This is a genomic window from Variovorax sp. Root318D1 (genome assembly GCF_001424835.1).
GTDB lineage: Bacteria > Pseudomonadota > Gammaproteobacteria > Burkholderiales > Burkholderiaceae_C > Variovorax.
This window is the reverse complement of sequence record NZ_LMCQ01000001.1, coordinates 212,682-224,584: the sequence shown is the minus strand read 5'-3', so window position 1 is coordinate 224,584 and position 11,903 is coordinate 212,682. Positions and strand designations below refer to the sequence as shown.

General features: G+C 67.4%; 12 protein-coding genes. 1 reads left to right on the top strand and 11 read right to left on the bottom strand.

From position 1 onward, the window contains the following. Nucleotides 1-2: 2 nt before the first annotated feature. The gene (locus ASC78_RS01020) at nt 3-968 is read left to right on the top strand and encodes a C-terminal binding protein (RefSeq protein WP_055795287.1); all 966 of its coding nucleotides are present in this window, start codon (nt 3-5) and stop codon (nt 966-968) included. Between the two features lie 25 nt (nt 969-993). Here ASC78_RS01020 and ASC78_RS01015 read toward each other — a convergent pair whose 3' ends face one another. The 11 genes from ASC78_RS01015 to ASC78_RS00965 all read right to left on the bottom strand — a co-directional run bounded on the left by ASC78_RS01015 (nt 994) and on the right by ASC78_RS00965 (nt 11,871). Next, complete coding sequence (locus ASC78_RS01015) at nt 994-1,998, bottom strand: phosphotransferase family protein (RefSeq protein WP_235504941.1); 1,005 nt, start codon at nt 1,996-1,998, stop codon at nt 994-996. Continuing rightward, entirely contained in the window at nt 1,995-3,122 is a 1,128-nt protein-coding gene (locus tag ASC78_RS01010) for an alcohol dehydrogenase catalytic domain-containing protein (RefSeq protein ID WP_055795285.1), read from the bottom strand. Before ASC78_RS01010 ends, ASC78_RS01015 begins: the two co-directional genes overlap by 4 nt. A 21-nt stretch (nt 3,123-3,143) precedes the next feature. Next, the gene (locus tag ASC78_RS01005; RefSeq protein WP_200934235.1) at nt 3,144-4,367 is read right to left on the bottom strand and encodes an amino acid ABC transporter substrate-binding protein; all 1,224 of its coding nucleotides are present in this window, start codon (nt 4,365-4,367) and stop codon (nt 3,144-3,146) included. 61 nt (nt 4,368-4,428) lie between these two features. After that, nucleotides 4,429-4,959, bottom strand: a complete 531-nt coding sequence (locus ASC78_RS01000; protein ID WP_055795283.1) for a carboxymuconolactone decarboxylase family protein — start codon at nt 4,957-4,959, stop codon at nt 4,429-4,431. Nucleotides 4,960-4,979: 20 nt separating this feature from the next. After that, nucleotides 4,980-5,987 (bottom strand): VOC family protein, encoded by a 1,008-nt coding sequence (locus tag ASC78_RS00995; protein WP_055795281.1) that lies wholly within the window; start codon nt 5,985-5,987, stop codon nt 4,980-4,982. Between the two features lie 46 nt (nt 5,988-6,033). After that, complete coding sequence (locus ASC78_RS00990; protein ID WP_055795280.1) at nt 6,034-6,621, bottom strand: NADPH-dependent FMN reductase; 588 nt, start codon at nt 6,619-6,621, stop codon at nt 6,034-6,036. A gap of 40 nt (nt 6,622-6,661) precedes the next feature. Beyond that, nucleotides 6,662-7,954, bottom strand: coding sequence for a phosphopyruvate hydratase (gene eno, locus ASC78_RS00985; protein WP_055795278.1), 1,293 nt, complete (start codon nt 7,952-7,954; stop codon nt 6,662-6,664). After that, a complete protein-coding gene (locus tag ASC78_RS00980; RefSeq protein ID WP_055795276.1) occupies nt 7,947-8,558 on the bottom strand; it encodes a cupin domain-containing protein in 612 nt (203 codons plus the stop codon). Before ASC78_RS00980 ends, eno begins: the two co-directional genes overlap by 8 nt. Further along, nucleotides 8,548-9,255, bottom strand: a complete 708-nt coding sequence (locus tag ASC78_RS00975; protein WP_055795274.1) for an ABC transporter ATP-binding protein — start codon at nt 9,253-9,255, stop codon at nt 8,548-8,550. Before ASC78_RS00975 ends, ASC78_RS00980 begins: the two co-directional genes overlap by 11 nt. Further along, nucleotides 9,245-11,032, bottom strand: a complete 1,788-nt coding sequence (locus tag ASC78_RS00970) for a branched-chain amino acid ABC transporter ATP-binding protein/permease (protein ID WP_055795893.1) — start codon at nt 11,030-11,032, stop codon at nt 9,245-9,247. Before ASC78_RS00970 ends, ASC78_RS00975 begins: the two co-directional genes overlap by 11 nt. Further along, nucleotides 11,023-11,871 (bottom strand): branched-chain amino acid ABC transporter permease, encoded by an 849-nt coding sequence (locus tag ASC78_RS00965; RefSeq protein ID WP_157634339.1) that lies wholly within the window; start codon nt 11,869-11,871, stop codon nt 11,023-11,025. Before ASC78_RS00965 ends, ASC78_RS00970 begins: the two co-directional genes overlap by 10 nt. Nucleotides 11,872-11,903 lie beyond the last annotated feature (32 nt).

Sequence of the window (11,903 nt, the reverse complement as noted above, 5' to 3'; positions counted from 1 at the left end):
CAATGAACCACACTGTCCTGCTCACCGACTACGCCTGGCCCGACGACAGCATCGAGCGAAACATCGTCGAAGCCGCCGGCATGCGCCTCGTGAGCGGCCCGGCCACGCCGTTGCCGGCTGACGGCATCGAAGCGCTCGCGCGCGAGCACCAGCCATCGGCCATCCTGACCTGCTGGGCGCCTGTGTCGGCTGACGCCATCGCTGCCGCGCCGGAACTCCAGATCGTTGCCCGGCTTGGCGTGGGGCTCGACAACATCGCGGTCGATGCCGCCAGCGCGCGTGGCATCTGGGTCACCAACGTGCCGGACTATTGCGTGGAGGAAGTGTCGGACCATGCGGTCGGCTTTGCGCTCGCATGGACGCGCGGCCTGGTCCGCTTCGACCGCGAAGTGCGCGCCGGCCGCTGGGACCCCGCGACGGCCAGGCTGCGCCGCCTCGCCGAGCTCACCTGCGGCATCGTCGGCTTCGGGCGCATCGGCCGCGCGACCGCGCGCAAGCTCGGCGCGTTCGGCTGCCGGGTGCTGGCACACGATCCCTATCTTTCCGCCGACGCTGAAGGCGCTCAGAGCGTGGAACTCGACACCCTCTTCTCGCAGAGCGACATCGTGATCGTGCACGCGCCGCTGACGGACACAACGCGGCATCTGGTCAACCGCGAGCGGCTCGCACGGATGCCCCATGGCGGCCTTCTCATCAACGTGAGCCGCGGCGGCGTCGTCGATACGGACGCCGTGATCGAAGCCCTCGGCAGCGGGCAGTTGTCCGGCGCCGCGCTCGACGTTCTCGAATCCGAACCCGAGGTTCCTGCCCAGCTGCGAACCCATCCCGGCGCCATGCTCACGCCTCATGTCGCGTTCTCGTCGGATGCGTCTCTGGTCGAGCTGCGCAGGCGCGCGGCCGAGGAAGTGGTGAGAGTGCTGCAGGGCGTTGCACCACAGCAGCCGCGCAACGCCGGACCGCAAAGATAAGCTTGCGGCCCGGCGGAGGCCGGGTTCAGCGAACCGCTGCCCGGCCCCACTCGCATGCGATGTGCGAGAGCTGGCTTGCGGGACGCAGCACCAGCGGCGCGGCGAATGCGCGCACTGCATCGCGTTGAACCTCTTCGTTCACGTACTCGACCGGCGACTTGCCGTCGATGCGGGCCAGCAGCAGCGCGGGCAGCAAGCGCGCCGCGCGCTCCTCCAGCTCTGCACGCGACTCCCAGTTCGCCTGCTCGAAGTAGGCATCGGCCAGCGCCGCGAACGCTGCGAGCAAGGCTTCGCATTGATCCGGACGTGCGAGGCACTTCAGCAAGAGGTGGTTCAGGCAAAAAGCCAGGTCGAAGGCCGGGTCGCCGTACCAGGCGCACTCCGCGTCGAGCAGCACGGGCCCGCGGGGACCGACCAGGATGTTCTTCGGGCTGACGTCGCCGTGCACCAGGGCGATGTGCAGCCCGGCCGTGCGCTCCACCAGATCCAGCAGGGCGGCGCTCAACGCCGGATGGCGCTCAGCCGTCGCGACGAAGTAGGGTTCGAGGCGCAACGCCCGGAAGTTGTCGGTCGTGTCGAAGGCGGCCGCGAGTTCGGCCCTGCCCGCACTGGCCGCATGCAACTCGCCGAGGACGCGGCCGACCGCTTGCGCCGTGTGCACCCAGACATCGCCGGCCATCAGCTGCTCCTTCCACACCGGATGCTCCTCGGGCGCCAGAAAGGACATGGCGAAGAGCCCGGCCGCGGGATCATGGGCGAGCGGACGCGGCGCATTGTCGGGCGCATGGCGTGCCGCGAACTGCAGCCATGCCCACTCATAGGCGTTGCGCGACACCGGCGCTTGCCAATCTGCGGACACCTTGAGCTTGGCCAACGCGCGCTTGATGCACAGCGATCGGCCCGGGAGCTCGACGCGCCAGATATCGGACGACACCCCGCCCGCCAGCGGATGCCAATGCGCCGGCTCCCCGGCACTGGCCAATCCCTGCGACACCAAGAAAGCGCCGAGCATGGATTCCGTGCCGTTCACGCCGCGTCCACGGCCTGGGGCAGCACGACATAGTTGCTGAAGCCGCCGTCACGGTCCTTCAGCCCGGAGATCGCCTCGTTCACGCGCGAAAGCGGAAAGGCGCGATGCTCCAGGTACGACAGGTCCAGCGTGCCGGTGCGAACCATCTCGGCCATCTCCTGGCCCTGTGCGGTCGTGAACCAGTTCGATCCGATCAGCTGGATCTGCTCGTCCATCAGCCACTTCACGTCGATCGGCAGGTCTTCCGCCACGCCGCCCACATTGACCACCTTGCCGCCGCGGCGCACGCCCCGCATCGAGTCGAGCATGGTGGCCGCGGGCGCCTTCGCACCCAGTGCGCTGATGGCGAAGTCGGCGCCCTCGCCCCCCGTGAGGGACTTGGCCCATTCGCCGGTGGAGCCCTCGCCGAGTCGCATCACCTGGATGCGGTCGGGCGCCAGCGCCTTGATCCTGGCGAGCAACCGTTCGTCGCGTCCGGTGCCCAGGATCTGCGACAGGCCCATGGCCAAACCGAGCATTGTGGCTGCGACGCCCAGCGTGCCCGTGATGCCGTCGATGAGTGCGACCTGGCCGGGGCCGGCACCCGCGTTCTTCAAGGCGCCATAGGAAGTGCCCAGATAGCCGAAGCGTCCCGCCTGCTCGAAGCTCAGGTTGTCCGGCAGGTTGACGATCGCGTACTCCGGCGCCGTCATGTACTGGCTGAAGCCGCCGTACGGATACAGGTCGAAGATGCGCTGGCCATCACGGCTCGTGCTGAAGTAGCCGTTCAGCGTGAAGTAGCGGCAATGGCTGCGCTGGCCCGCGCGGCAGGCCCTGCAGGAGCCGCAGGAACGCAGCGGGCTCACGTACACGCGGTCACCCGGCTTGGCATTGATCACGGCCTCGCCGACCTCCTCGACCACGCCCACGGCGTCCAGCCCGAAGATGGCCGGAAAGCGCGGCAGGGGCTGGTGCGGAAACCAGGTCGGCCAGTTGTTGATGACGTTGGCCATGTTGGGCACGATGCCGCACGCCATCACCTTCACCAGCAGGTCGCTGGGCCGGGGCTTGGGGACCGGGATCGTGTCGAGCGACATCGGCGTGCCGAGCGCGTGCAGCCGGGCTGCGGTCATTGTTCTGCTCATGAAAACCTCTTCTTGAAAAACTTAAGGGGCGACGAATGCCGCACCCGACGGACGAAACTTGGGGGGCCACACGGTGACCCACTTGCCGTTCTGGGCCTGCTTGATCTTGGTGTCGGCCGCACCGCTGTTGAACTTGCCGTCGAAGCGGCGCGTCCCCAGCACGGTGTCGACCGGATTGGCGCGCAGCCATGCGGCCATGGCCTTGTCGTCGAGGCGGCCGACGCCCTTGGCCGCGGCTTCGAGGATCTGCCAGGCCGCGAACTCCGCCGCGGCCTGGTAGTCGACGTGCGGCCACGCGAGGCCCGCGGCCTTCACACGCTCGTTGTAGGCGGCCACGAACTCGGCCGCACCGGCGTTCTGCGTGAAGGGTGCGTGGTCCTCGAACCACGTGAGCGTGGTCAGCCCGCCCGCCTGCGGATTCGACACCGTGGGCCCCGGCGCGGGGAACAGGTGGAACTGACGCGCGGGCTGGTAGTCGATGCGCTTCATGGCATCGAGCAGCTGCGCCGCTTCGAGGCCGACCGCGCCCGACCACAGCAGATCGGGCGCGGCATCCTTGATGCGCGCGGCAATGCCGCCGAAGTCGCGCGTTCCGAACTCGTACTCGAGCGACAGCACGGTCTTCAGGCCCCGCTTGGCCGCGATCTCCTGCCCACCCTTGGCCAGGTCGAGCGCCGAGGGAAACTTGCTGGTAACGAAGGCGATGGTCTTCGGCGGCGTGGTCGTGCTGGCATAGGCGTCGAGCAGCACCTCGGTATCGGCCAGACGCGGCTCAGGCCCCAGCGGGAGCGCCGGAAACTGCATCTCGTAAGGCGCCAGGCTCGGGTCGCCGAGGCTGCTCTGGATGAACAGCTTGTTGAAGCGCTGCGCCACGCCCATCGCCGCGATGATCGAGCTGGTGCCATACGGCCCCATCAGCAGGTCGACCTTTTCCCGCGTGATGAGGCGTTCGTACAAAGTGCGCGCATTGCCTGGCTGCGACTGGTCGTCCAGCAGCATGAGCTCCACCTTGCGGCCCAGCAGTCCGCCGCGCTTGTTCAGCGCATCGACGAACACTTCGGCCGCGACCTTGTGGATCCCACCGACCGGTGCAAGCGGCCCCGTGAGGGGCAGCGTGCCGCCCACACGGATCGGCTCCGCGGCGCCTCCACCTTGTGCATGCGCAGGCAAGCCATAGGCCAGCATCAGTGTGCCGGCCGCGGCAAGAAGGACTCGGCGCTGTGGTTGAAATCTGGTGATGCTCATCGTTGTCTCCTGGAATTTCGGAAGACCGGCCGGACGGCGCCGGCCGGGCGTGCGGCGGCTGTCAGCGGTATCCGTCCTCGAGCTCGATGGCGAGCGCACCCATGATGCGAACGCCGGAGTTGTACCAACCGATCGTGAGCACCAGTTCGACCAGCTCGCGCTCCGACAGGAAGGCCGCGGCCTTGCGCCACGTGGGTTCGCTCACGTCGACCTTCAGCGTCGACTCGCGCGCCAGCGCCATGACAGCGCGCTCCTCGTCGTCGAAGAGCGCAGAGCTTTCGAAGTCGGGCACGGACTTGAGCTGTCCCGCGCTGATGCCCGCCTTGAGACCATGCGACTGGTGATGCGCAATTTCGTACGCCGACGCGGTGCAGTGGCCCACGGTGAGGATCGCCAGCTCGCGAAGCTTGGGGCTCAGCTTGGAGCCGCGCAGCGTGTTGGCATAGGAGATGAACCCATCCAGCACCTGCGGCGCGTGCGCCAGCGCACTGAAGATGTTGGCGGTGGGCACCTTGCGTTCGCGTTCCAGCCTGTCGAACAGGGCTTGGTCGGCGTCGGTGTCCGAACGTTGGAGATATTTGACTCGTGCCATGGCAGTGACCTTTCTCGTCTTTATTTCTGCATGGAGAGCGCCAGCGCATAGCTCTCCAGCGTTTGGGGATTGGGTTTCTCGGCCGGCTCGATGAGCGCGGCGCTAGCGAAGGCGGTGGCCTCGAAGTACCAGCGGGCGGGGGCAGGAATCCCCCAGCGCACATTGGTGCTCAGCGAGGCTGCCTCCCACCTGACGGGTTCGATCTCGATGTCGATGGTCTGGTAGTGGCTGTTGAAGAGTTCCACGCGATGACCGTCCGGATCACGCAGATAGACGAACAGCATCCCGCCCGGCCCATGGCGCCCGGGCCCGCGTTCCACCGAAGCGGCGTAGCCGTAGTTGCCCGCCAGGTCGCACGCCGTGAAGATGTTGTGCGACTCCGAGACGGTGTAGGCGAAGTGGTGCAGGCGGGGCCCCTGGCCCTGGACGATGGCCAGGTCCAGGCAGGTGCCCTTGCGGTACATGAATGCACCCAGCAGCTTGTCGCCATGGGCGATGTACTCGGAGTTGCGAAAGCCCAGCCGGCTGTAGAACTCGCACAGCGCGTAGGTGTCCGGCGCCAGCAGCTGGTAGTGGTCGAGACGCTGCGCATGGGCACCGGTGAAGCTCTCGACCTTCAGGTACATGCGCGGCAGCGTCTCCATCTGCGCGCAGAGTTCGATCTTTGTGCCGATCGGGTCCTCCACGTGGAGCGTGCGCCCCTGATGCGGAACATCGACCCATTCGGCAGCGAGCCCCTCGGCCTTGAAGAACGCGTAGGCGCTGTCCAGGTCTTCCTCGAAGAAGACGCGAAAGCCGATTCGCTTGCAGGTCTGCTCGCCGCCCTGCGACTGCACCAGCACCAGGCTGTGATGGCAGGCTTCGGCCAGCCCGCGCAGGTAGCAGACGCCTTCGCCCTCCTGCGAGATGACGAGCCCGACGATGTTGACGTAGAAGTCGCGGCTCCTTGCGAGATCGGCGACATGGAGGACGACGTGGCTGGCACGCGTGATGTTGAACGGCGGACGAAGATTGACTGCGGGCAGCATGAGGAACCTCGCGGAGGGTTGGATTGAGAGGGAAAGGACTTGCCGCTCAGCCCAGGGCTGGCTGCGCTGACAAGGCTCGCGCCGCGCGAAGCAAACCGATCTCGGCGATCAGGTCATTGATGGCTTCGAGCGCGAAGGCCAGGCTCGTGGCGTCTGCCAGCCGCCCGTCTTCGATCTTTGTATTGACGCCCGCGATGACGATCTGGGGCCTGGAGATCACGCGCGACAAGGTGCCGCCGAGCGTGTCGCGCAACTGGGCTTGCGCGCGCACGCCGCCGGTGAATGCAGGCGAACTGGTCATCACCAGCACCGGCTTACCCTTCAGCGGAGAGGCGAACGCCGGCCGCGACGCCCAGTCGAGTGCGTTCTTCAAGACGCCGGGCATTCCGAAGTTGTATTCGGGAGAGCACAGCACGACGCCGTCGCTCGCGTCGAGCGTCGCCTTGAACTCCCGCACGGCATCCGGAAGCCCGGGCCCATCGAGATCCTGGTTGTACGAAGGAATGCCGTCGAGGGGCAGCAGCGCCATCTCCACGCCCGCTGGCAGCGATGCCTGAAGCGTACGGAGAATGGCCGTGTTGCTGGATGCTTTTCGCAGGCTTCCTGAAATGCCTGCCAGCCTGATCGTATTCATGGGGATGTCTTTCCTGATGAGATGAAGTGATGCGCGGCGTTCACTGCGCGTGATGTCGAAACGGCAAGGCGGACCAACCGCTGAACACGGCGTCGCGGCCCAGCGACTCTTCGATGCGCAGGACCTCGTTCCACTTCGCCATGCGCTCGGAGCGCGAGAAGGAACCGACCTTGAGCTGGCCCGCGTCCCAGCCGACGGAGAGATGCGCGATGGTCACGTCCTCGGTCTCGCCCGAGCGCGCCGAAACGATGGTTCCAAAACCCGCCTGCTTGCCGGCCTTGAGCGCCGCATGCGTCTCGCTGACCGTGCCCGCCTGGTTGGGTTTGATCAGCACCGCGTTCGTGCAGCCATCGGCGGCGGAAGCCGCCACGCGCGCCGCGTTGGTCACCAGAAAATCGTCGCCGATCACCTGGCAGCGGCCGCCATAGGCTGCGGTGAACTGCCGGAAGCCGGCCGCGTCGTCTTCGGCAAGCGGGTCTTCGATCGACAGGATCGGGTAGGCGTCGAGCCAACGGCCGAGCATCGCGATCATCTCGCCGGTGTCGAGGCTACGGTCTTCCAGCGCCAGCGTGTAGCGCCCGTCACGGCCGAATTCGGAGGCCGCGATGTCGAGCGAGATGCCGACCTGCTCGCCCGCGCGCAGGCCCGCATCGGCAATCGCCTGCATCAGCGTGTCGAGCGCCTGTTCGTTCGAATCGAAGGCCGGCCAGTAGCCGCCCTCGTCGGCAACCCCTTGCAGCTTGCCTTGCTTCTTCATCAATGCACCGGCGGCAAGATAGATCTCCGCGGTCCATTCGAGCGCCTCGCTGAAGCTGCCGGCGGCCGGACACATCACCATGAAGTCCTGCACATCGACGCGCCGCGCGGCATGCGCGCCGCCGCCGAAGATCTGCACTTCGGGCAGCGGCATGCGCACCGGCTGCTCGCCAGCCAGATAACGCCACAGGGGTTGCTGCGCCGCCGACGCCGCGGCGTGCAGCACCGCCATCGATGCGGCCACGATCGCATTGCCGCCCAGGCGGCTGCGGTTCGGCGTGCCGTCGAGCGCCACCATGCGTGCGTCGATTCCGACCTGGTCGCGTGCATCGAGCCCGACGAGCAAAGCCGCGATCTCGCGCATCGAGCCGAGCGCCTTCGCCACATCCAGGCCGCCGAAGCGAGAGCCGCCGTCGCGCAGCTCGAGTGCCTCGCCGCTGCCGGTGGAGGCACCGGCGGGCGCGATGGCGCGCGCCACGGTGCCGCAGGCCAGCGTGACCTCGGCCTCCACCGTCGGCCGTCCGCGTGAATCCCACACGCGCCGCCCATGCAGCCGCGTGATCCTTGTGTCATTCATGAATATTCCCTGTGTCGAATGGGGTGTCGTTGCGTGTCGCGGCGGAAGCGCCGATCAGCACGAAGGCGAGCGTCGCCGGCCGCTCGCTCTTGTTGCGCCATGCGTGGCGGGTGCCGTGCTGCACCACCACGTCATGGCGCCGAAGATGGGTGGAGCGCCCCTCGTCGAGCTCGATCCAGATCTCGCCGTCGAGCACGACGGCGTAGTCCATGGTGGGCGTCGCGTGCATGCCATCAGGCTCGAAGCACTCGGCCAGACCGGGGCTCACGGCAAAGTTCTCCGCAGCCGCAGCAGCCGGATCGAACTCCCGCGCCGCGAACACGCTGTCCGGCGGAAACGTGACGATCAGGAAGCGCGTGGCACCCGCTGCGGGAACGAAGCTGGCAACGGAGGGTGTCGGATCGAGTCCGTCGAACGGCAGCCCTGGCACCGGCGCACTCACCCACACCAGGCGCGACACCATGCCCGGAACATGCTGGAAGGCGTGGGAACGCGGCACGCCGGTGTCGAGCGCGACCTCGGATGCGCCCGTTGTGTCGTGGCCCGTGACAACGCGGCGGATGGTCAGGGGCATGCCCTCGCCCGATGAAAGATCAGACGCCAAGATAGGCCTCCCGGATGCGAGGGTTGCTGAGCAGCGTGTCCGCTTTTCCCGAAGCCACGATGCGGCCCTGCTCGATGACATAGGCGTGGTGCGCCATCTCGAGCGCCTTGTGGATGTTCTGCTCGACCAGCAGCACGGCCACGCCGCGCTCGTTGATCGTCCGGATGATCCGGAACATGTCCTCGACCACCGCCGGCGAAAGGCCGAGCGAGGGCTCGTCCATCAAAAGCAGCCGGGGACGTGACATCAGCGCGCGGCCGATGGCCACCATCTGCTGCTGGCCGCCAGACATCGAGCCGGCGATCTGGTGGCGGCGTTCGCTGAGGATCGGAAAGAGCGAGAACACCCTTTCGAGAGAGCCTTCTGCCGAGCCGCGCGCGTCGGCTCGCCAGCCCCCGAGTTCGAGGTTGTCGAGCACAGTCATGTGCGTGAACAGGCGCCGCCCTTCCGGAACAATGGCGATGCCGTGATCGCACACGCGGTGGCTCGGGATCTTCGCGATGTCCTTGCCATCGATGCGGATCTCGCCCTGTCGCGCACGCAGGATGCCGGCGATGGTGTTGATCAGCGTGCTCTTGCCCGCGCCGTTGGGCCCGACCACGGCGACGATCTGGCCCGCGGCCACGTCGAGCGATACATCCCAGAGCGCGGGCGCGTCGCCATGGGAGACGTGGAGGTTTCTGACTTCAAGCAGCATGGGCGGTCCCCAGGTAGGCGCCGACGACGCGGGGGTCCTGCATCGTTTCGCGCGGAAGCCCGAGGGCGAGCAGCGTGCCCTGGTCGAGCACCGCGATGCGATCGGCAAGCGCGACCACGGCGCGCATCAGGTGCTCAACGAAGACGATGGTGGTGCCGCCCGCCCTGATCTTGCGGATCATTGCGATGGCGTGGTCGACTTCGGTCGGGGTCAATCCGCAAAGCACCTCGTCCAGCAACAAGAGGCGCGGCCGCGCCGCCAGGGCGCGCGCGAGTTCGACGAACTTGCGCTCGTGCAGGTTGAGTGCGGGCGGCAACACGTCTGCCTTGGCTTCGAGGCCGGTGAACGCGAGCCAGCGTAGTGCCAGCTCATCGGGGCTCTCGCCGGCCGCGTCCTGCGCGCCGCCGAAGAAGGCGCACAGCCGCACGTTCTCCAGCACCGTCAGGTGATTGAAGAGGCGCGGGATCTGGTAGGTGCGCGCGATACCGCGGCGCGCGACCTCGTGCGGCGCCAGGCCGTCGATCGATGCGCCCTGCAGCTCGATGCTGCCGGAGCTGAGCGGAAAGTGCCCGCTGATCATGTTGATCAGGGTCGACTTGCCGGAGCCGTTGGGTCCGACGAGCGCGAGGATCTCGCCTTCCTCGACCTGCAGGTCGACGCCCTGCAGCGCCCGGATGCCGCCGAAGGACTTCACGACCGCGCGGCATGTCAGCAAGGGCCTTGCGGTCGCGGCGACATGGACGGCCGGCGGCTTCATGGCGACGACGTTGCCCGGCTCGCTCGCGGTCGCAGGTGCGGGTGCCGGTGCAGTTACGGGCGCCGCGTTCTTTCCTCGAGCGAAGCGGCGGAACAGGCTGGGTGCGATGCCCTCGGGCAGGACCAGGATCACGACCACAAGTGCGAGCGCGACCCCGGCGCGGCCGAGCTCGGCATGCCCGCCGCCAACGAAAAGGCTCAGCGCAACGGTGATCAAGGTGGCGCCGATGGCCGGCCCCGCCCAGTGGCGCGCGCCACCGAGGATGCTCATGAGCACGACGTACAGCGGCACCGTGATCGAGAAGGTCTCGCCGACGGTGACGTAGCCCACGTAGGCGGCCTGGATCGCGCCGGCCGCGCCGGCAATTGCCGAAGAGATGGCGAAGGCGACGAGCTTGTAATGCAGGGTGGGCACGCCCTTGACCTCCGCCACGTCCTCGTCGTCATGGATGGCCAGCAAGCCGGCTCCCAGGCGCGAGCGAAGAATTCGGCGCGAGACCGCGAGCGCGGTGAACGCCAGCACGAGCCCCAGCAGATAGATGGCCCCCGGCACCGTGGTGCCGAGCTGGGGGATGGAGACGTTGCTCAGGTAGACCCCGCCACCACCGTCGATCGGCGTATTGGAAATGACGGCCGCGAGCACGTAGGTCACGGAGAGCGTGAGCAGCGCGAAGAACTCGGCGCGCAGCGTGTTGATGCGGAACACCACCCACCCGATGCCGAGTGCGAGCGCCGCCGCGATTCCGGCCGCCGCCGGAATGGTCAGCAGAAAGGGCACGCCCCATTTGCCGGCCAGCGTGGCCGTCGTGTAGGCGCCGGTACCGAAGAACGCCGCGTGGCCGAAACTCCAGTAGCCCGAGTAGCCGCTCAGGATGCCCCAGCTGGTAGCCAGCGCGATCCAGAAGAAGATGACATAGAGGTACGAGAGGTAGAAGTCGGCAACGCCTGCAAAGGGCAGCGCGATCAGGCCGGCCACGGCCGCCACCGCCGCAGCGCGTGCATGTCGTGAGGTCAGAGCCATCTGGGCCTCCACAGCAGCAGGACGATCAGGATCGAGAAAGCCACCAGCGGTGCCCATGCGGGGTTGACCGCCGCCATGGTCACCGACTCCGAAACGCCAATCAGGCAGCCGGCCGCCAGCGCACCGAGCGGACGCGCAAGCCCGCCGATGATCACCACCGCAAACACCACCCCGATCCACGCTTCGATCTGCGAAGGCGCGAGCGTCGAGGTCAGCGCGATGAACACACCGGCAATGCCGGCCGAGGCCGCGCACAGGCCGGCCAGCAGGTACGAAAGGCGCTTGGCGTTGATGCCGAAGGCCGCTGCAATCGGGCCATCATGCGCGGCTGCGCGCAGCGCCTTGCCGAGCAGGGTCCGGTTCAGTCCGGCCCATGCGGCGACCGCGAGAAGCGCCGCGCAAGCGAAGGCGGCGAGTTCCAGCACCGGCACGAACAGCGGTCCGATCCGCAGCGACGCCTGCGCATAGCCGGACTCGAACCTGCGGTAGTCCGCGGACCAGAGCCACTGGATCAGCGACTCGATCAGGATGGTGATGCCGAAGGTGACCAGCATCGACGCGAACTCGCTGACCTGGAAGCGCACGAACAGCGCGTGCAAGGCAATGCCGGCGACGAAGAAGGCCGGCACCACGACCAGCGCCGACAGCCACGGCGCAATGCCGAACTGCGTTCCGAGCTGGTAGGTGAGATAGGCGCCAAGGAAGGCCAGGGCGAAGTGGCTCAGGTTCACCAGGCGCAGCAAACCCCAGCTCACGCTGAGGCCGAGTGCGAGCAATCCGTAGATGCCACCTAGCAGCAAGCCGCCGATGGCCGATTGGGCGAGCAGGGTCGCGCTCATGGCCAGCTCCTGGTCCCGAGCCGCCGATGCGG